The 19,059-nt window shown below is 64.2% G+C and carries 16 protein-coding genes and 1 pseudogene; 12 read left to right on the top strand and 5 right to left on the bottom strand.

All coding sequences use genetic code 11. The features are described from left to right. Nucleotides 1-155: 155 nt before the first annotated feature. Nucleotides 156-674 carry a cupin domain-containing protein gene (locus MTX19_RS32990; RefSeq protein WP_280980954.1) on the top strand — a complete coding sequence of 173 codons (519 nt, stop codon included), beginning with the start codon at nt 156-158 and terminating at the stop codon, nt 672-674. 48 nt (nt 675-722) lie between these two features. Then, complete coding sequence (locus MTX19_RS32985; RefSeq protein WP_280980953.1) at nt 723-1,460, top strand: enoyl-CoA hydratase-related protein; 738 nt, start codon at nt 723-725, stop codon at nt 1,458-1,460. Nucleotides 1,461-1,566: 106 nt separating this feature from the next. Here the strand turns inward: MTX19_RS32985 and MTX19_RS32980 are convergent, their stop codons facing one another. Beyond that, nucleotides 1,567-3,093, bottom strand: coding sequence for an amidohydrolase family protein (locus tag MTX19_RS32980; protein WP_280980952.1), 1,527 nt, complete (start codon nt 3,091-3,093; stop codon nt 1,567-1,569). Between the two features lie 228 nt (nt 3,094-3,321). On the opposite strand from MTX19_RS32980, the gene MTX19_RS32975 reads away from it, so the two are divergent. The 3 genes from MTX19_RS32975 to MTX19_RS32965 all read left to right on the top strand — a co-directional run bounded on the left by MTX19_RS32975 (nt 3,322) and on the right by MTX19_RS32965 (nt 5,392). Next, nucleotides 3,322-4,338 carry an alpha/beta fold hydrolase gene (locus tag MTX19_RS32975; RefSeq protein ID WP_280980951.1) on the top strand — a complete coding sequence of 339 codons (1,017 nt, stop codon included), beginning with the start codon at nt 3,322-3,324 and terminating at the stop codon, nt 4,336-4,338. A gap of 104 nt (nt 4,339-4,442) precedes the next feature. Next, nucleotides 4,443-4,874, top strand: a complete 432-nt coding sequence (locus MTX19_RS32970) for a VOC family protein (protein WP_280980950.1) — start codon at nt 4,443-4,445, stop codon at nt 4,872-4,874. Nucleotides 4,875-4,903: 29 nt separating this feature from the next. Next, the gene (locus MTX19_RS32965) at nt 4,904-5,392 is read left to right on the top strand and encodes a VOC family protein (protein ID WP_280980949.1); all 489 of its coding nucleotides are present in this window, start codon (nt 4,904-4,906) and stop codon (nt 5,390-5,392) included. Nucleotides 5,393-5,675: 283 nt separating this feature from the next. Here the strand turns inward: MTX19_RS32965 and MTX19_RS32960 are convergent, their stop codons facing one another. Together MTX19_RS32960 and MTX19_RS32955 are read right to left on the bottom strand one after the other, a co-directional pair. Then, the gene (locus MTX19_RS32960) at nt 5,676-6,836 is read right to left on the bottom strand and encodes a hypothetical protein (protein WP_280980948.1); all 1,161 of its coding nucleotides are present in this window, start codon (nt 6,834-6,836) and stop codon (nt 5,676-5,678) included. A 2-nt stretch (nt 6,837-6,838) separates the two neighbouring features. Then, nucleotides 6,839-7,552, bottom strand: coding sequence for a FecR family protein (locus MTX19_RS32955; protein WP_280980947.1), 714 nt, complete (start codon nt 7,550-7,552; stop codon nt 6,839-6,841). A gap of 238 nt (nt 7,553-7,790) precedes the next feature. On the opposite strand from MTX19_RS32955, the gene MTX19_RS32950 reads away from it, so the two are divergent. Continuing rightward, nucleotides 7,791-9,095 carry a phospholipid carrier-dependent glycosyltransferase gene (locus MTX19_RS32950; protein WP_280980946.1) on the top strand — a complete coding sequence of 435 codons (1,305 nt, stop codon included), beginning with the start codon at nt 7,791-7,793 and terminating at the stop codon, nt 9,093-9,095. Nucleotides 9,096-9,185: 90 nt separating this feature from the next. Here MTX19_RS32950 and MTX19_RS32945 read toward each other — a convergent pair whose 3' ends face one another. Beyond that, the gene (locus MTX19_RS32945; RefSeq protein WP_280980945.1) at nt 9,186-9,815 is read right to left on the bottom strand and encodes an OmpA family protein; all 630 of its coding nucleotides are present in this window, start codon (nt 9,813-9,815) and stop codon (nt 9,186-9,188) included. Nucleotides 9,816-10,098: 283 nt separating this feature from the next. On the opposite strand from MTX19_RS32945, the gene MTX19_RS32940 reads away from it, so the two are divergent. Beyond that, nucleotides 10,099-11,262 (top strand): crosslink repair DNA glycosylase YcaQ family protein, encoded by a 1,164-nt coding sequence (locus tag MTX19_RS32940; RefSeq protein WP_280980944.1) that lies wholly within the window; start codon nt 10,099-10,101, stop codon nt 11,260-11,262. Between the two features lie 19 nt (nt 11,263-11,281). On the opposite strand, the gene MTX19_RS32935 is transcribed toward MTX19_RS32940, so the two are convergent. Continuing rightward, complete coding sequence (locus MTX19_RS32935) at nt 11,282-11,713, bottom strand: DUF2809 domain-containing protein (RefSeq protein WP_280980943.1); 432 nt, start codon at nt 11,711-11,713, stop codon at nt 11,282-11,284. Between the two features lie 59 nt (nt 11,714-11,772). Between MTX19_RS32935 and MTX19_RS32930 the strand changes: the two genes are divergently transcribed. From MTX19_RS32930 to MTX19_RS32910, 5 genes and pseudogenes are all read left to right on the top strand, one after another. Then, nucleotides 11,773-13,098, top strand: a complete 1,326-nt coding sequence (locus tag MTX19_RS32930; protein WP_280980942.1) for an MFS transporter — start codon at nt 11,773-11,775, stop codon at nt 13,096-13,098. A gap of 329 nt (nt 13,099-13,427) precedes the next feature. Next, the gene (locus tag MTX19_RS32925) at nt 13,428-14,534 is read left to right on the top strand and encodes an efflux RND transporter periplasmic adaptor subunit (protein WP_280980941.1); all 1,107 of its coding nucleotides are present in this window, start codon (nt 13,428-13,430) and stop codon (nt 14,532-14,534) included. 44 nt (nt 14,535-14,578) lie between these two features. Further along, a complete protein-coding gene (locus tag MTX19_RS32920) occupies nt 14,579-17,719 on the top strand; it encodes an efflux RND transporter permease subunit (RefSeq protein WP_280980940.1) in 3,141 nt (1,046 codons plus the stop codon). 21 nt (nt 17,720-17,740) lie between these two features. Continuing rightward, nucleotides 17,741-18,349: a TetR/AcrR family transcriptional regulator gene (locus MTX19_RS32915; protein WP_280980939.1), complete on the top strand. Its 609-nt coding sequence runs from the start codon at nt 17,741-17,743 to the stop codon at nt 18,347-18,349. Nucleotides 18,350-18,513: 164 nt separating this feature from the next. Beyond that, nucleotides 18,514-18,945 (top strand): annotated as a pseudogene (locus MTX19_RS32910) (flavin reductase family protein); the annotation flags it as partial. Nucleotides 18,946-19,059: the final 114 nt, after the last annotated feature.

The raw sequence follows: 19,059 nt of genomic DNA, 5'->3' as shown, positions 1-19,059 counted from the left end.
CGGCGCCGGCCTGAAAGAGACCGATCCGCCGGACCGGTCTTTCGTGGCTCGCAACCGGGCGATCAATGCTTCCTGTTCGCGGCGGCGACCTTGTTGATCGCGCCCTTTTTCGCTAGCGTTCCGCGCACGAAACCTAACTTTCGAAAGTAAGAACGATGAGCGGTTCCCACGATCACACCCATTCCCACGACCATCACCATCACGACGACGAGCGCTGGAAGCACGATGGCGTGCGCGTGATTCCCGGCAATCAGCTTGATCCGAACGTGCCGTCGACCGCGGGCATGGACCGCAAGGCCGCGATCAATTTTGCTCGAGTCGGCGCGCAAAAACTGTGGGCGGGCACCGTCAGCATCAAGCCGGACGCCAAGACCGGCGCGCATCATCACGGCCATCTCGAGAGCATCATCTATGTCGTGAAGGGCAAGGCGCGGATGCGCTGGGGCGAGAAGCTGCAGTTCACCGCGGAAGCCGGTCCCGGCGATTTCATCTTCGTTCCGCCCTACGTGCCGCACCAGGAGATCAACGCCAGCCGCGACGAGGTGCTGGAGTGCGTGCTGGTGCGATCCGACGGCGAGGCGGTCGCGATCAATCTCGATATCGAGCCGGTTGAAAAGCCGGAGACGGTGCTGTGGGTCGATCCCGTGCACCGGCATCCCGACGAAAAGAAATAACGGCGCGGCCTGGGCCGCGACTGAATAACAACAGCTAGGGAGGCCAGCATGACGCTCGTCCGCTACGAGAGCGCCGACCACGTCGCGACCATCACGATGGACCGCCTCTCGTCGCAGAACGCGCTCAACAACGCGCTGTGCGACGAACTGCGCGAGACATGGCGGCGCTTCCGCGACAGCGATGATCGCGTCGCAGTGCTGGCCTCGGCCGAGGAGAAATACTTCTGCGTCGGCGCCGATGTCAGGGACTTTCCCGCCAATATGTGGCAGGCGGTGCCCGGCCTCGGCGTCGAGCTCGACAAGCCGGTGATCGCGGCGACCTCAGGCTGGGTCGTCGGTGGTGGCTTCGTGCTGGTCCAGATGGCCGACATCTGCGTCGCCTCGGAGACTACGCGATTCATCTATCCGGAGGCGAAGATCGGCACGACAGGCGGCGGCGTCTCCTCGGTGCTGGCGCGTATGCCGCACAAGATCGCGATGGAGTTCCTGCTGATCGGCGAGGAGCTCTCGGTCGAGCGCGCCTACCAGATCGGCTTCGTCAACCGGATCGCGCCGAAGGGGCAGCACGTCGCGATGGCGCAGGAGATGGCGGCCAAGATCGCCGGCAACGCGCCGCTGGTCGTGCAGACGCTGAAGAAGCTCGCCCGCGATGCGATGCCCAAGGGGCCGCTGGAGACGGTCGCCGAGGTGCGCCGGATGCTCGATGCCATCAAGGACAGCGAAGACCTGAAGGAAGGCGCGAAAGCGTTCGGCGAGAAGCGCAAGCCGAATTTTACGGGGAGATAGGGTTGATCCTCCGTCATTGCGAGGAGCGGCAGCGACGAAGCAATCCATCCTTCTCCACGCGGAGATGTGGATTGCTTCGCTGCGCTCGCAATGACGGAGCCAGCCCCTACGCAAACACGGTGTGATCGATCGGGCCGTTCGGCACGACATAGCCGTAGCGCCTGTTGGACGGCTCGGGTCCGGCCTTTTCGTACCTCGCCTTCATCATGGCGAAGCGATCGCCGTTCAGATCCAGCATCGCGCGTTTCGGCTGGATACCGTAGAGCCGCGCATTGTTGTCGCCGAAGATCGCTGATTTCACCGGGCCGTCGGCGGGGCCGAGCGGCGCATAACCGAACTTCTTCTGCATCATTTCGGGGATTTCCAGCCGCCGCAGCCCCTCGATCTGCCATTGCGGCGCGCCGGTCCACAGCGCATCGGTGCCCCAGCAGACGTGCTCGACGCCGAGCCCCTTGATCAGCGTGCCCATCAGCGCGGCGCAGACATTGGGCTCGGCGACCAGCGTGGTCGCGAACAATTGCCCGACGTCGCCGTAGACATTGCTGACGCCGTATTGCTCGGGGATGTCGGCGAGGTCGCTGGTCCAGGCGATGCGGCCAGTGCGTTCGAACTCGGCGAGCGCCACCCTGGGATCGCCGCCGACATGGCGATAGGCCGAGTGATAGATCACGAAGTTGAGCTGCGGCCAGTCCTTGGCCGCCTGGCCGACATCGGCGACGTCGGCAAAGCCCCGCAGGTTCGGATACTGCTTCTCGATCCCGGGCGGAAACAGGCCCTTGTGGATGCAGACATTCCTGATGCCCGCCTTCACCATCTTCTCATAGCCCTTGTAGGCGACCTTCTCGTCGTCCATCCGCCAGGGATAGCGGCTGATGTCCTTGTGCGTATTATCGCCGATCGTGTAGCCCTTGCAGGACTCCGGTTTGAGCGCCAGCGCAGCGTCGAGCTTGTCGAGCCAGCCGGGCTGGCCGGGCGTGAAGATCGCGTGACAAAACACGCGCCGCGTGCCGGCCTCGTCGTTGATCTTCTTGCGGGCGTCGGCCATCTGCTCATTGGTCAGGAACCAGTCCTGCTCGATATCCGACGGCGCCGATGAGATCAGCGCGATCTTGGTGTCGGAATCGAGAAACACCTCCTTCCTGTAGTTGTTGAACTTCAGATCCTCGATGGTCTGCTCGTGATCGCTGAGCTCCTTGTTCCAGCCGGCCTTGCCGACAGCCTTGCGCATTTCGACGAAGCCCATGATGCGGGTGTCATCGCGCAGGAAATGCGTGTGCATGTCCATGATGAACTGGTCTTTCAGCCCGTTAGCGCGTTCCTGCGCCATCGCGGGCGTTGCGGCCTCCGCCGATGTCACGTCGAACAGCGGGCCGTAGACCTGGTTCATTGCGACGAAGGAGGCGGCCATGCCGGCCGCGGTCTGGAAGAACCTGCGGCGGTCGAGGCCATGCTTGCCGCCGAGATCGTCGGCCATCGCGAGCAGCCGGGCCTCGACCTCGCGCTGCCGCTCATTCTGCGGATCGGGATAGAATTCGTCGCTGGAGACGATCTGCGTCGGGATCGGCGTCTGGTACTGACACAGCTCGGAGGGCATCAAGGCGGCAAGTTCTTCTTCGGTCAGATTGCTGCTCATACTACGCTCCCGCTTCGCGCCGGATGTTTCCGGTCGGACCGAAGCGGAGACTAGGCCCGACTCCATCCGTCGTCCGCGCCGAACGCCGGCAGCCGCGTTCACAAAATCGTGCGCCGAATTTGTCATCGTGAGATGCCGGCATCAGGCGGGCGCTCGCAGCGTCGCGTGCGCGCTGCTATGCTCGATCGCAGCGGATCCGACAAAGAAATCCGGAAGGAGAAGCGAGCCATGACGCAGTCCGACCAATCGCGCCGCACCGTCATCAAGGGCATTGGCGCTGCCGCGGCAGCAGGAGTGCTCGGCGGGGCGCCGGCGCAGGCCGCAACCGCGGTTCCCATCGAAGGCGAGATCTGGAGCAGCGAATACTGGGCGAAGAAGGGCGACATCCCGCTGTGGATGTTCCGCAAGCGGATCGGCGCACCGAAACCAGGCGAGCCCGCGCGGCCGGTCGTGTTCTTCGTTCACGGCTCTTCAGTGACGTGGCGCGCATTCGACCTCACTGTACCGGGCAAGGGAGAGTATTCCCTGCTGAATACATTTGCGCGTTACGGCTTCGATTGCTGGACCATGGATCACGAGAACTACGGCAAGTCGGGCCGCACGTCCGGCAATGCGGACATTGCGAGTGGGGTCGAAGACCTGAAGGCTGCGGCGGAGGTGGTTGCCCGGGAGACTGGGCAAACGAGATGTCACTTCGTCGGCGAATCTTCCGGCGCGCTCCGTGCCGGCGCCTATGCGATGGCGGCGCCCGAGCGGATCGACCGGTTGGTGTTCGCCGCCTTCACCTACAAGGGCGAGGGCTCGCCGACGCTGGCGAAACGCGCCGAGCAGCTCGCCTACTATCGCACCCACAACATGCGCAAGCGCGACCGCGACATGATCCGCTCGATCGCCACCCGCGACAAGCCGGGCACGTCGGATCCCGCAGTGATCGAGGCGCTGGCTGACGTCGAGCTGCAGTTCGGCGACCAGATCCCGACCGGAACCTATCTCGACATGACCGCCAACCTGCCGGTGGTGCATCCGGAGAAGGTGCTCGCGCCGGTGCTGCTGGTCCGCGGCGAATATGACGGCATCGCCGCCGTCCCCGATCTCGAGGAGTTCTTCAACAAGCTGCCGAACGGCGACCGGCAGTTCATCATTCTGCCCGGCACCGCGCATTCGGTCGCGCTCGCGATCAATCGGGAGCTGTTCTGGCACGTGACACGGGCCTTCCTGACCATGCCGAAGCCGATCGTCACCTGAAGCCGGCCTGCGGCAGGACGTCGCAAAGAAGATTTCCGGAGCTATGTCGGGAGCCTCTCGCCGGCTTCGTCCTTGGGGCACGGTTTCGCCCAAAGGAGTGCCTCATGGCCAAAATGATCTTTGTCAACCTGCCGGTCAGCAATCTTGCCCATTCCACCGCCTTCTACGAGGCGATCGGTGCGACCAAGAATCTGCAATTCTCTGACGACACCGCCTCCTGCATGATGATCTCCGAGACCATCCACGTCATGCTGTTGACGCATGATAAGTTCCGGCAGTTCACGCCGAAGACGATCTCGGACGCCAAGACCACGAGCGAAGTGCTGATCTGCCTCTCCGCCGACGGCCGCGATGCGGTCGACGACATCCTGACCAAGGCCAAGGCGGCCGGGGGCTCCGGCGATCCGGGGCCGAAGCAGGATTACGGCTTCATGTACGGCCGCAGCTTCGAGGATCCCGACGGTCACATCTGGGAAATAATGTGGATGGACGTCGAAGCCGCGACCAAGGCGCAGTCCGCCGCGGCCACGGCCTGATCGCATTCACCGGCGCAAGGAGTTCATTCATGTCAAAAGTGTCCCCCTGCCTGTGGTTCGACGGCGAGGCCGAGGAGGCCGCGAATTTCTACGTCTCGCTGCTGCCGGACTCCCGCATCGAAGCGATTCAGAAGAACACGATCGACGGCCCGGCCGGCAAGGCCGGCACCGTGCTGGTGGTCGAGTTCACGCTCGCTGGCCAGCGTTTCATGGCGCTGAACGGTGGGATGAGGATGGAATACACCCACGCGATCTCGTTCTCGATCGACTGTGTCGATCAGGCCGAGGTCGACCGTCTCTGGGGCGCGCTGCTCGCCGGCGGCGGCAAGGAGGAGCAGTGCGGCTGGCTGCGCGGCCGCTTTGGCGTGTCCTGGCAGATCGTGCCATCAGCGCTTCGCAATTATATCGGCGGGCCCGACGCTGCGGGCGCCGCGCGTGCGATGCAGGCAATGCTCGGCATGATCAAGCTCGACGTCGAGGGCCTGCGCCGGGCTTATGAGGGTAAGGACGCGGCGTGACCTTCTCCCTCGCCCCGCTCTTGCGGGGTCGAGACGAGCGAAGCTCGCTCGAGCGTCGGGGTGAGGGGTCTATCCAGGAAGATCGTGACAGGCGTGTTCGCGGAGGCTCCCCCTCACCCGAAATTCGAGCGACGCTCGAATTTCGACCTCTCCCCGCAAGCGGGGCGAGGTGAGGGCTCGCATCCTGGAGCTTCGGTCCGGTTGAATCAGAACCGAAGCTCTAGATTCTTGTTTTGAGGCGTTTTCTTCACGCGAACCGGTGTTCACTTCGCTCGAAAACGCTCTAGTAATTGATCCTCAAGCCGACACCGCCGTGGATGGTGTTGCCGACCGGCTGCGGGCCTGCGGTGCCGTTGAGGAAGAGGTCGGCGACCCAGCCCTTGCTGATACGGAAGCCGAGCCGGCCGCCATATTCGAGCCAGCCCTGGTTGCCGAGCGCCGGCACGATCGTGCCGTCGCCGGTGACGGTGGCGACGATGCCGGAATGGGTGACGAAGGATTGCACCCAGCCGCCATTGATGTTGGCCTCGACGCTCGATCCGAGCAGGTGCGTCCATTGGCCGCCGATCTTGACCAGATTGGTGCGATCGGTGCCGTCGGCGATCGAGGCGTCGAACGGGTTGAATGCGACGGGGGGATCGCTGTAGCCCTTGACCCGCTGCCACAGCTGCCAAACCTCGACCGAGGCTGCGACCTCGTCGCGCGGTGAAATCCGGGTGATCCAGCCTGCGCGTCCATAGACACCGTAGTTCTCGCTCGACGTTTCGCCGGTTACGGATACCGCCCCCAGGCTCGTCGCATAGGTGCGGGTGTAGCGCGCCTTCTCGAACGGCGAGAGGATGGCGCCGATATCGAAGAACGGCCGCGACGAGCCCCAGTCGACGAAATCGTAGCGCAGCGCGAAGGCGCCGATCGGCGCGCTGGTGACATTGTAGCCGCCTTCGCCGTATTGCGTGTAGGCGATGCCGGCGAGCAGCGACAGATTGGGCGTGATGGTCTTGCGGCCGTGGATGCCGGCCGAGAACGAGCCGGCCGAGCCGAAGGCGCTGACACAGTCGTCGCAATTGACCTGCTCGTTCACGCCGAGCAGCACCGAACCGAGCACGCGGTTGGTGATCATCTGGTTGAAGCGCTGGTCGGCCAGGCCATTGATCGAGCTGCCGCTCGACGGCGCGCCGGTGATCGGGGTCGGTGACGGCGATGGGCTCGGCGTCGGTGTAGGGGTGACCGTTGGTGTCGGTGTGGGGGTGATCGTCGGCGTCGGAGTAGGCGTAGGGGTGGAGGTATATGACGGGGTCGGCGTCGGTGTCGGGGTGTAGGTCGGCGTGGGCGTCGGTGTCGGTGACTGGGCCCGGACCGACGCGCCCAGCACCTGCATCGTCGCAACCGCCAGCACCGCGGTCAGCGCCGCGGCCGGGATCCGGTTGCGCTTGCCTCGTGCCATGATCATCGTCCGCACAATATGCCGGTGGGATCGTCGTCGACCGGCGGGGTCACCGGTGTCGCATCCGCATACTGCGTGACCGAGCAGAGGCCTGCCGCCTTGCTGCAGGTCGCGGCAAACGTCCAGGGCGAATTGTTGGTCTTCTGAATCGTCGTGCGGCCGCCGGTCGATGTGATGATCGCGGTATCGCCCGGCTGGGTCAGGTCGAGGCACTGCCGGCTCGTGGTGCAAACGGTCGATGCGCCTTCCTGCAGCACCACGGTGGTCCTGCCGCGCTGCGACAGGATGTCGAGCACGGTGCCGCGAACGCCGATGGTCGCAAGCGGCGTCGTGATCCTGTAGGCGGCCTTGTCCGAATGGCCGGTGACGAAGCGGAATGCACCCGATGTCAGGCGGATCGCCACGTCGCGATAATGATGCTCGTCGTCGAACACGGTGCGATCGAGCTTGATCGTCGCGCTCGGTCCGAGCGAGAGGTTGGTGCTGTCGGCCATCACCAGGCGTGTGGCGCTGTCGAGACCGGTGCGAACGACTTCATCGCGGAGCAGGGCGTCGCCGACATTGATTTGCGTCGTCGATGAAGCGGCGACGCGAACGACCTCGTTCTTGACGACGGCCGCCTCGCCGACACGGGTCTGCGCCTGGACGGGGCGTGCCGTCAGCGCGACAGCAAAACCGAGCGCAAGAATTGAGAAAAAACCGTGACGCCAATGCATTTCAAAACCGATCGATCTGTCCCATCATCGTACCGGATCGCGCCTGCATCAGATATTGTATATTTGTCACAAGCAGCGCTGAGCTCATTGGATGGTTAGTGCCGGTGGATTCGAATTCGTTCAACGAGATGGGCATGAGAGTGAGCTTCCATCACACAGATCGCACACGCCACAGGCGACGGCATCGGCGTAGCTCACACTTCGATCACACACGCATCCGTTGCGGCACAGTCGATCCGTGAACATCGTATCCGAGTCACATTCCGTTCCGCGGCGTTCGGCTGCGCGCACGGCGATCATCGCGGCCGCGATCTTCGCCGTCGCCCAGGCCGTGCTGCTGCTCGGGATCACCACGCCGGACAAGCTCTATTTCGACGAGGTGCACTACGTGCCGGCGGCGCGGCAGATGCTCTTGCCTGATATCCAGGAGCCGATCCTCAACCCGATGCATCCGCCGCTCGCCAAGGAGATCATAGCACTCTCGATCAAGGTGCTGGGCGACGGGCCGTTGGGGTGGCGCTATCCCGCGACGCTGTTCGGCGCGCTTGCGCTGGTCGGTGTCTATCTCGGGGCGCTCGCGCTGTTCGTATCGCAGGGGCGCGCGCTCGCCGCCGTGCTGCTCGCTTTCTTCAACCAGATGCTGGTCGTGCAGTCGCGGATCGCGATGCTGGATATTTTCGCGCTGGCCTTCAGCCTGTTCGCGATCGCGGCCTTCATCCGTGGTTTCAGGCAGCAGCGGCCGCAGATTGCTTTCGCGCTGGCGGGGCTTGCCGCCGGTCTCTCGACTGCCTGCAAATGGAGCGGGCTGTTCGTGCTCGCGACCTGTATCGCGACGGTGGCGGCAATCCGCCTGATGCGGGGTTGGCGCACGCGCTTTGCCGACGGCAATGCCGAGGACTGGTACCGGCCGGATCTGTGGCCGGATTTCCGCCTCCATCACTTCATCGCCTGCTTCGTGCTGATCCCCTCGGCCGTCTATTTCGCGACCTTCGTGCCGCTGTATGGCCTCTCGTTCTCCGACCTCGTGTCGGCGCAGCGCCGCATCTTTGCCGACAACACGACCAGCGCAATCGCGGGCCATACCTACATGAGTTCCTGGCCGTCCTGGCCGTTCCTGGTGCGGCCGGTCTGGTATCTGTTCGACAAGATGGACGATGGCCGCATCGAGGCGATCGTCTTTCTCGGCAATCCTCTGATCCTCTGGCCGGCACCGATCGCGCTTGTCGTCGCGCTGCGCGACTGGATCATCGCGCGCAGGCGCGATGCGTTCCTGGTGCTGGCGTTTTATCTGGGCCCGTATCTCGCTTGGGCGCTGCTGCCGCGGACGCTCGGCTTCATCTATTACTATCTGCCCGCCGCGACCACGGCGAGCTTCGTGCTGGTCTATGCCTTGACGCGTAAGCCCGCGCCGCGCTGGCTGCTCTGGGCGTTCGTGGCCGTCGGATGCGCGGGGTTCGTCGCAATGCTGCCGATCACGGCCGCCTTCATCGAAACCTCGATGGCGACCTTCAATCGGCTGATGCTGTTCCAGAACTGGATCTGATCCCGGAATCCGCACCGGAGTCCCGGCTTCAGCAAATTTGGTTCCGGCGTTCGGCCTGCCGATGCGGCAGGCGGATCGATGGTGTTGACGTTACTGCGACGCGGTTTTGACTTCCATATTCACGACTTGCACGCGGCGGTTGGTTGGGTCGAACGGCGCGTTGGGGTCCTTCGGTCTGGTCTTGCCGTAACCGACGGTCACGAGGTTGGATCCGTTCAGGCCGTAGTGCTCGACCAGGTATGTCTTGATCGTGTCGGCACGGCGTTCCGACAGATCCTGGTTGTAGCCCTCGCCGCCGATGGCATCGGTATGGCCGGCGATGAGGAAGGTCGAACCCAGCAAGCTCGGGTCGGACAGCGCTTTGCCGAGCTCCTGCACGGCCTGGGTCGAGCCTCTGTTGATCTCGGCCGAGTTGTAGTCGAAGTGAATTTCCAGATCGATCTTCGGCTTGTTGGCAGCGATCTCGGCGATCTCCTCGCGTTCGATGCGCGACAGGGATCGGGTCTGCCGGTTGCGGACGCTGTTGAGGAAGGTCGTCTCCTTGGCCGAGACGGTCGGATCGACTTGCACGACGGCCGCCAGGTTCCGGGTCACCGGCTTGGGCTTCAGCGCGGTCAGGATCTGGTCGGCAGGAACGATGTTGTCACCAGCCACTGCGAGGCCCGCCGTCATCGACAGCGAGGCGCCGATCAGAAGGGAAAGGACATGAGAGCGGGTCATGGGATGATCCTCGACTTTGAAGCGAACCAATCCGGCTTGCTGTCATTTTGATGCTGCGACGGTAGGACCGGTTCAAAGTCACGAATGTGATCTAGATCACGTTGGGGTTGCCGGCACTCATGCGTCGCTGCACCGGGAATGAGAGGCGAAGGCGGACGTTTTAGAATCCCGTCGCCGGAAGCTGTGCCGCGTCTGCCCGCGTCATCGTCATTCGACCCGGTTCGACCAGCTATCCGCCGGACCGCCCTCCACGGATGTGCGAATCTCGTTACATTGCAGCGAAATGCCCCGCGCGACCGTACCCCTTCCGTTGAGCAATGCTGATGCCCGCCGCATCTGGCTGCGCGCGCAGCGGCTCGACACCAGGGCGCCGTTCGGCGAGGGGGCTTCGGCCGTGGCCGCGGCCGTCGACCATCTCGGCTATGTGCAGATCGACACCATCAACGTGATCGAGCGCTGCCATCACCACATCCTGTTCTCCCGCATTCCGGATTATCGCCGCGCCGACCTCAAGCAGGCGCAGAGCGTGGAGAAGAGCGTGTTCGAATACTGGACGCATGCGCTGTCCTACATCCCGTCCAAGGACATCAGCTTCTTCCTGCCGGCGATGAAGGCGCACAAGCGTGACGGCCACAAATGGTTCTCGTCGGTGACGCCGGCCGATACCCGCAAGGTGATGCGGCTGATGCGCGCCGGTCCGCTCACCATCCGCGACATCGATGACGACGTGCTGACCGAGAAGGAACATCTCTGGGCGAGCCGGAAGCCCTCGAAGCGCGCGCTGCAGCTTGCCTTCTATGGCGGCGTGGTCACCATCAGCGAGCGCAACGGCATGCTGAAGACCTACGAGCTGACGGCCCGGCATTTCGGCTGGGACAGGTCGCCGAAGCCGGCCTCTGCATCCGGGATCACCGCCTATCTGCTCGACCGCGCGCTGCGCGCGCAGGGTATCGTCAGCCTGGACTCGATCTGTCACCTCGACGCGCCCAGCAAGAAAGCGGTGCGCGGTCTGATCGAGACCCGCGTCCGCCGCAAGGAGCTCGTGCCTGTGGCGCTGGAAGGCGCCGGCAAGCAGGAGCACTGGGCACGACCGGACGTGCTGGAGCCGGTCGGCGAGGGCGATCCCGGGCTGGTCCACATCCTCTCGCCGTTCGATCCCCTGATCATCCAGCGCAAGCGCACCGAGCTGTTCTTCGGCTACGGCCATCGCTTCGAGGCCTATGTGCCGAAGGAAAAGCGCGTGTTCGGCTATTTCGCGCTGCCGGTCCTGGTCGGCGACGACATCGTCGCCGCGCTCGACCTGAAGACCGACCGGCAGAACAAGACGCTCCTGATGCAGAAATGGAGCTGGGTCGGCAACGGCCCGAAGCAGGCCGCGCGCAAGGAGCTGAAGCGCCGAATCGAGGAAGAGCTCGACCGCTTCGAGCGCTTTCAGCTCGCGGAGTGAGGTAAGGGGCTCTGCGCACTCAGCGCGATGACGCAGTCAGGCGGTCGATTGCCACTCCCAACAGGATCCCCGCCGCATACGCCACCATATTCCACACCGAGAAGATCCGCCCCAGCAGCAGCGCGCCTGATGTCGTCAGGCGGAAGGCGTCGAGCCACGGCGTGTGAACCAGGCGGAACAGCTCCACACAGTTTGCGATCGCGAGCGCGATCAGTGCCACCTGTCGTCTCGGCCGGTGCGGCAGGGTCAGGGCGACGAGGAAGAACACCATCGTTCCCCACAACAGCGAGCCGCCATATTTGACGACGAAGGCGGGCAGGCCGAGTTGAAAGCCGAAGCCGCGCAGCGCGAGCCCGCAGGCGATCACCGCAAGGCAAAGGCCTACGCGGCCGATCGCGCCTGGCGCCGCCGGGCTTCCCGTTTGATGCTGTGTGCTATGAGTTTTTGCCATTGCTAGACGTGCCGCCAGTCAATAATCGTCGAGGCAAGTAGATACCTTGGGGGAAACAGATGAGCCAGACAGCGACCATCGCGCCCAGCAGCGGCGTCCGCAGCGAGATCGAGACGTCCACCATCCGCGCGATTTCCTGGCGGCTGATCCCGTTCCTGATCCTGGCCTACTTCTTCTCCTATCTCGACCGCGTCAATCTCGGCTTCGCGGCGCTCACCATGAATGCGGAGCTGAAGTTCTCGCCGGTGGTGTTCTCCTTCGGAGCCGGCATCTTCTTCATCGGCTATTTCATCTTCGAGGTACCGAGCAATCTGGCGCTGGAGAAGTTCGGCGCCAGCCGCTGGATCGCCCGCATCATGGTGAGCTGGGGCATCCTCTCGGCGCTGATGGCGGCGGTCTATGACGAGCGGAGCTTCTACGCGCTCCGTTTCCTGCTCGGCGTGGCCGAAGCCGGCTTCTTCCCCGGCATCATCCTCTATCTCACCTATTGGTATCCGGCCGAGTATCGCGCCCGCTTCCTCGCGGCCTTCGCACTCGCCGTCCCGATCTCGACGGTGATCGGCGCGCCGATCTCGGGCCTGCTGCTCGGGCTCGACGGCGTGATGGGGTTCAAGGGCTGGCAGTGGCTGTTCATCATCGAGGGCGTCCCCTCGGTGCTGCTCGGCCTCGTCACCTGGTTCTACCTCACCGACAGGCCGCAGAAGGCGGACTGGCTGACGTCGGAGCAGAAGGCCTGGCTGAAGTCGAAGCTCGATGCCGAGGTCGCGGCCAAGCAGGCGGTCAAGCACGTCTCGCTGGCTGAGGCGCTCACCTCGCCGAAGGTGCTCGCGCTCAGCGCGATCTATTTCGGCTTCGTCGCCGCGCTCTACGGCATGCAGTTCTGGCTGCCGCAGATCGTCAAGGCATTCGGCCTCACCAACGCGCAGACCGGCTTCGTCACCGCGATCCCCTATGTGTTCGGCACCATCGCGATGATCTGGTGGGCTCGCCATTCGGATGCCACGCGCGAGCGCGTCTTCCATGTCGGCGGTCCGCTGCTGCTCACCGCGCTGGCGCTCGGCGTCTCCAGCTACATCACCGATCCCACCCTGACCATGATCGTGCTGACGATCGCGGCGATTGGCGTGTTCTGCACCTTCGCGGTGTTCTGGACGCTGCCGACCGCCTGGCTATCCGGCACCGCGGCCGCCGGCGCGATCGCGCTGATCAACTCGATCGGCAATCTCGCCGGGTTCGGCGGCCCCTATCTGATCGGCTGGGTCAAGGAGGCGACCGGCAGCACGTCCACGGGTCTGCTCGTGCTGTCGCTGCTGCCGTTGATCGCGGGCCTGCTCGTCTTCCTCGGCGGCCACGAGACCAAGACCGAGTTCGCCGGGGCGAAGTAGCTGCCGGCCGTCGTAGGATGGGGAGAGCGAAGCGAAACCCATCAAAGCTTGCGGATAGGTGATGGGTTTCGCTTCGCTCTCCCCATCCTACCCAGGACGTCACTCGATAGGCCGGATGGAGCGCAGCGCAATCCGGGGCCGCTCTTCCCGCCAGCACAGTCATCCCCCGGATTTCGCTTCGCTCCGTCCGGGCTACCCACCCCAAACCCCTCGCTCAACTGGCCGCCCCTCTCGCCGTCGCTCACGAATTGGTGTTTCCTGACGAATATTGACATTTATCAGTGATAACTCGATACTCTTCATCGGTCGCCAGCCGATGGAGATATCCGATGTTCGCCCGTTCCATTTTGTCCAGCTATTACAGGCTCTTAATGGGAGCGATGCTGGCTTTCGCGGTGTTCGCGTTGACCGGGTGCAACGAGAAGACGGCCGAAAAGGCCGATCCCGGACGCCCCGTCCTGGTGGCGACCGTGCATTACGAAGCCGAGACCCCTGAGCGCAGTTTTGTCGGCACGATCAAGCCCCGGATCGAAGCCGATATGGGCTTTCGGGTTGCCGGCAAGGTGGCCAAGCGGCTGGTGGAGGTCGGACAGACAGTCGACGTCGACCAACCCTTGGCCACCCTCGACGAGGTCGATCTGAAGCTGCAGGCCGAGCAGGCCGAGGCCGAATTCAGCGCCGCCACCGGCGTGCTGGCGCAAGCGGCCGCCGCCGAGCAGCGCGCCAAGGATTTGAAGGCCAAGGGCTGGACCACAGACGCGCAGCTCGATTCCGCCAAGGCCGCCGCCGACGAGGCGCGCGCGCGGCTGAACCGCGCCGAGCGCTCGGTCGAGCTGACCAGGAATTCCCTCTCTTACGCAACGCTGGTGGCCGACACCCGGGGTGTCGTCACCGCGACCATGATCGAGCCCGGCCAGGTGGTTGCCGCGGGCCAGGCTGCGATCCGTGTCGCCCGACTTGGCGAGAAGGAAGCCGTCGTCGCTATCCCAGAGACGCTTCTCGCTCGTGCCAGGTCGGGCGTAGCCACGGTGACGCTGTGGTCGGACGCCAAGAAGACCTATGCCGCGAAGCTGCGTGAGGTCGCACCGTCGGCCGATCCCGCAACGCGCACCTATCTCGCAAAATTCTCGCTGCCCGATGCTGACGACTCCGTCTCGCTCGGCATGACCGCGACGCTGACCTTGGCCGACAAGGCGAGCGAGCGCGTCGCCAAGCTGCCGCTCTCGGCGCTGTACAGCCAGGGCGGCGATCCCTCGCTCTTCATCGTCGATGACAAGGGCAAGGTCGCGCTGAAGCCAGTCAAGGTAAAGTCCTACGAGAGCGACAGCGTTGTCATCTCCGGCGGCGCGGACGAAGGCGCCAAGGTGGTGGCGCTCGGCGTGCAGAAGCTCGATCCGAGCCAGAAGGTCCGGGTCGTGTCGTCGCTGTCGTTCTAACCCTCGCAATCACGGCAAACGGTTCTCGGATTTTGGAGAGTTCGATGAAGCGCTTCAATCTTTCGGCGTGGGCGGTCAGCCATCCGACGCTGGTGCTGTTCCTGATGATCGTGCTCGCCGCCGCCGGCTACTTCTCCTACGAGAAGCTCGGCCGCGCCGAGGATCCGTTCTTCACCGTGAAGGTGGTGAACGTCTCGGTGATGTGGCCGGGCGCGACCTCGCAGGAAATGCAGATGCAGGTCGCCGACCCCATCGAGAAGAAGCTGCAGGAGCTGCCGTTCTTCGAGAAGGTCCAGACCTATTCCAAGCCGGGCTTCACGGCGATGCAGGTCACCTTCCGCGATTCCACCCCGCCGAAGGACGTGCCCTATCTCTTCTATCTCCTGCGCAAGAAGCTGGTCGACGTGCAGGGCCAGCTGCCGTCAGGCATTCTCGGCCCCGTCGTCAACGACGAATTCTCCGACGTCGATTCCATCCTCTACATGATGACCGGTGACGGCGCCGACTACGCGCAGCTCAAGAAGGTCGCCGAGGGTTTCCGCCAGCGCCTGCTCAAGGTGCCTGGCGTCACCAAGGTCGATCTCTACGGCACCCAGGACGAGCGCATCTATGTCGAGTTCTCGCATGCCAAGCTCGCCACGCTGGGCATCACGCCGCAGGCGCTGTTCGACTCGCTCGCCAAGCAGAACAACGTGACGCCCGCCGGCACCGTCGAGACCTCATCGCAGCGCGTGCCGCTCCGCGTCACCGGCGCGCTCGACGGCGTCAAGGCGGTCGCCGAAACCCCAGTCGAGAGCAATGGCCGCGTGTTTCGGCTCGGCGATATCGCCACCGTCACCCACGGCTATGTCGATCCGCCGAGCTTCGTCGTGCGCCAGGAAGGCAAGCCCGCGCTCGGCATCGGCGTTGTCACCGCCAAGGGCGCCAACATCCTCGAGCTCGGCAAGGACGTCGAGCAGGCGACCGCCGAATTCATGAAGGCGGTGCCGCAGGGCATCAACGTCGAGCAGATCGCCGATCAGCCCAAGGTGGTCGAGCACGCCGTCGGCGAGTTCGTGCATTCCTTCGTCGAGGCGCTCGCGATCGTGCTGTTCGTCTCCTTCGTCGCACTCGGCTGGCGCACCGGCATCGTGGTGGCGCTGTCGGTGCCGCTGGTGCTCGGCATCGTCTTCATCGTGATGAACGCAATGTCGCTCGACCTGCACCGCATCACGCTCGGCGCGTTGATCATCGCGCTCGGCCTCCTGGTCGACGACGCCATCATCGCCGTCGAGATGATGGTGGTGAAGATGGAGCAGGGCTGGGATCGCATGAAGGCCGCCTCCTTTGCCTGGGAATCCACCGCGTTCCCGATGCTGACCGGCACGCTGGTCACGGCCGCAGGCTTCCTGCCGATCGGCTTCGCCAATTCGGCGGTCGGCGAATATGCCGGCGGCATCTTCTGGATCGTGGCGATCTCGCTGGTCGCCTCCTGGTTCGTCGCGGTGATCTTTACGCCCTATATCGGCGTCAAGCTGTTGCCGAACATCAAGGTCCATCAGAACCACGATCCGCATGCGATCTACGAGACGCGGATCTATCGCAGCCTGCGCAGCGTGGTGCAGTGGTGCGTCGATCACCGCATCAAGGTGGTGGCGGCGACCGTCGGCATCTTCGCCGCCTCGATCGTCGCGTTCGGCCACGTCCAGCAGCAGTTTTTCCCGCTGTCGGAGCGGCCCGAGCTGTTCCTGCAGCTTCGCCTGCCCGAGGGCACGGCCTTCAACGTCACCGAGAAGGCGGTCAAGGAGGCCGAAAAGCTCCTGAAGGACGACAAGGACATCCAGACCTATACGGCCTATGTCGGCCAGGGCTCGCCGCGCTTCTGGCTCGGCCTCAACCCGCAACTGCCGAACGAGGCCTTTGCCGAGATCGTCATCCTCTCCAAGAACGTCGAGGCGCGTGAGCGCATCAAGGCGAAGATCGAGCAGGCGGTGGCCGACGGCACGCTGAACGAGGCGCGGGTCCGGGTCGACCGCTTCAATTTCGGCCCGCCGGTCGGCTTCCCGGTCCAGTTCCGCGTGATCGGGCCCGACGCCGCCAAGGTGCGCGACATCGCCTACCAAGTACGCGACGTCATGCGCCAGAACCCGAACGTCAAGGACGTCCAGCTCGACTGGAACGAGCAGTCGCCCTACCTGAAGCTGGTCGTCGACCAGGATCGCGCCCGCGCGCTTGGTCTCACCCCGCAGGACGTCTCGCAGGCGCTGTCGATGCTGATCTCGGGCGCGCCGGTCACCACGATCCGCGACGGCATCGAGAAGGTCGGCGTGGTCGCCCGCGCGGTGCCGTCGGAGCGGCTCGATCTCGGCCATGTCGGCGATCTCACGATCACCTCGCGCAACGGCGTCGCGGTGCCGCTACAGCAGATTGCCAAGATCGAATATGCACATGAGGAGCCGATCCTGTGGCGGCGCAACCGCGACATGGCGATCACCGTGCGCTCCGACGTCGTCGACGGCGTGCAGGCGCCCGACGTGACCAACCAGATCTCGCCGAAGCTGAAGGACATCCGGGACCACCTCGAGCCGGCCTACCGGATCGAGCCGGGCGGGGCGTTCGAGGAGTCGGCCAAGGGCAATGCCTCGATCTTCGTGCTCTTCCCCGTCATGGTGATGGTGATGCTGACGCTGCTGATGATCCAGCTGCAGAGCTTCTCGCGCCTGTTCCTGGTGTTCCTGACCGCGCCGCTCGGCATTGTCGGTGCCTCGCTCGGGCTGAACGTCGCCAACCAGCCGTTCGGCTTCGTGGCGCTGCTCGGACTGATCGCGCTGGCGGGCATGATCATGCGCAACGCGGTGATCCTGGTCGATCAGATCGAGAGTGACGTGACCTCTGGCCTGACACGGCGGGAGGCGATCGTGGAGGCCACCGTCCGGCGCGCCCGGCCGGTGGTGCTGACCGCGCTTGCGGCCATCCTGGCCATGATCCCTCTGTCCCGCTCGGCGTTCTGGGGGCCGATGGCGATCACGATCATGGGCGGATTGTTTGTTGCGACTTTCCTGACCTTGCTGTATCTGCCGGGCCTTTACGCCCTCTGGTTCCGCAAGACTCTGGATGAGTGCGGCCCCAGCGCGCAAACCGATACTGCGCCGCAGCATGCCGGCGATGCGCAACGCGCATTTCCGCTTGCTGAGGCGGCTGAATAATTGAACATTGAGAAGACGAACATGACGCTGATCTCGGAACACAACGAAACGGACACCCGCGAGCGGATTCTCGTGGTGGCGGAGCGTTTGTTCCGGCAGCTCGGCTACCAGAAGACCACAGTGGCCGACATCGCCAAAGAGCTGCGGATGAGCCCCGCCAACGTGTACCGCTTCTTCGACTCGAAGAAGGCGATCCACGAGGGCGTGGCCCGCGGCCTGATGGGCGAGGTCGAGGTCGAGGCCCAGCGCATCGCGCGGACGGAAGGTCCGGCTGCGGCGCGTTTGCGCGAGATGATGACGACCATCAATCGCATGAACACCGAGCGCTATGTCGGCGATTCCAAGCTGCACGAGATGGTTGAAATCGCGATGCAGGAGGACTGGGAGGTTTGCGTCGCCCATATGGAGCTGATTGCCCGCATCATCGGCGAGGTGATCGCGCAGGGCGCGGCTTCCGGCGAGTTCGAGGTCAAGGACCTGCAGCTTGCCTCGCTGTGCGCCTGCACCGCGATGATGCGCTTCTTTCACCCGCAGATGATCGCCCAATGCGCGACCAAGCCCGGGCCGACCATCGACCAGATGATCGATTTCGTCATCGCCGGCCTGTCGCCGCGCGCCCGGGCGAATTGAGCTGTCAGCACTGACGTTTCCGTCAGTTGACTCTTCTGTCATTGCAGGCAAAGCGACGTTGTAGCCCGGATGGAGCGCAGCGTAATCCGGGTATTCGATCCGCTTGCGAGACTGTCCCGGATTGCGCTGCGCTCCATCCGGGCTACCGAACGTGAGGGGCGCCCTCCACCAACTGGAAGGACAGCGTCGCCAACATCCAGGACACCGGCGAGTTCGTCTGGAATCTGGCCACCATGGATCTCGCCAAGCACATGAACGCGACCGCGGCGCATGTCGCGCGCGATGTCGACGAATTCAAGCTCGCGGGGCTCACCCCCGTGCCGGGCAAGCTCGTCAACGTGCCGCGCGTCGCCGAAAGCCCGGTCTCGTTCGAATGCAAGGTGAGCCAGATCGTCCAGCTCCAGGGCGCCGACGGCAAGAAGGCCGAAGCCTGGCTGACGCTCGGCGAGGTCGTCGCCGTTTATATTGACAAGGCCTTCATCAAGGACGGCGTCTACCAGACCGGGCTCGCGCATCCGATCGTTCGCGCCGGACGGCGCGGCGATTATTTCGAGATCAAGCCCGAAAACATGTTCGAGATGATCCGCCCGGATTGATTCTGTCCGCGGACGTTGCCGGCAGAGCCGTCATTGTGAGCCAATGGGTCGCGCGAATGCGCGCCCAATGACAGGCTCGCGAAGCAATCCATCCCTCCACGCGTGGGATAGATG

Source organism: Bradyrhizobium sp. ISRA464 (genome assembly GCF_029910095.1).
GTDB lineage: Bacteria > Pseudomonadota > Alphaproteobacteria > Rhizobiales > Xanthobacteraceae > Bradyrhizobium.
The sequence above is the reverse complement of the archived record's forward strand: the minus strand, read 5'-3'. Positions and strand labels throughout refer to the sequence as shown.

Bases quoted from the DNA above. Each gene is read 5' to 3' on its own strand.
- MTX19_RS32930 (WP_280980942.1), top strand. From the start codon at position 11,773: ATGAGCCAGACAGCGACCATCGCGCCCAGCAGCGGCGTCCGCAGCGAG.
- MTX19_RS32945 (WP_280980945.1), bottom strand. From the start codon at position 9,815: ATGACCCGCTCTCATGTCCTTTCCCTTCTGATCGGCGCCTCGCTGTCG.
- MTX19_RS32920 (WP_280980940.1), top strand. From the start codon at position 14,579: ATGAAGCGCTTCAATCTTTCGGCGTGGGCGGTCAGCCATCCGACGCTG.
- MTX19_RS32960 (WP_280980948.1), bottom strand. From the start codon at position 6,836: ATGGCACGAGGCAAGCGCAACCGGATCCCGGCCGCGGCGCTGACCGCG.
- MTX19_RS32990 (WP_280980954.1), top strand. From the start codon at position 156: ATGAGCGGTTCCCACGATCACACCCATTCCCACGACCATCACCATCAC.
- MTX19_RS32970 (WP_280980950.1), top strand. From the start codon at position 4,443: ATGGCCAAAATGATCTTTGTCAACCTGCCGGTCAGCAATCTTGCCCAT.
- MTX19_RS32935 (WP_280980943.1), bottom strand. From the start codon at position 11,713: ATGGCAAAAACTCATAGCACACAGCATCAAACGGGAAGCCCGGCGGCG.
- MTX19_RS32965 (WP_280980949.1), top strand. From the start codon at position 4,904: ATGTCAAAAGTGTCCCCCTGCCTGTGGTTCGACGGCGAGGCCGAGGAG.
- MTX19_RS32955 (WP_280980947.1), bottom strand. From the start codon at position 7,552: ATGCATTGGCGTCACGGTTTTTTCTCAATTCTTGCGCTCGGTTTTGCT.
- MTX19_RS32915 (WP_280980939.1), top strand. From the start codon at position 17,741: ATGACGCTGATCTCGGAACACAACGAAACGGACACCCGCGAGCGGATT.
- MTX19_RS32980 (WP_280980952.1), bottom strand. From the start codon at position 3,093: ATGAGCAGCAATCTGACCGAAGAAGAACTTGCCGCCTTGATGCCCTCC.
- MTX19_RS32985 (WP_280980953.1), top strand. From the start codon at position 723: ATGACGCTCGTCCGCTACGAGAGCGCCGACCACGTCGCGACCATCACG.
- MTX19_RS32925 (WP_280980941.1), top strand. From the start codon at position 13,428: ATGTTCGCCCGTTCCATTTTGTCCAGCTATTACAGGCTCTTAATGGGA.
- MTX19_RS32975 (WP_280980951.1), top strand. From the start codon at position 3,322: ATGACGCAGTCCGACCAATCGCGCCGCACCGTCATCAAGGGCATTGGC.
- MTX19_RS32940 (WP_280980944.1), top strand. From the start codon at position 10,099: ATGCCCCGCGCGACCGTACCCCTTCCGTTGAGCAATGCTGATGCCCGC.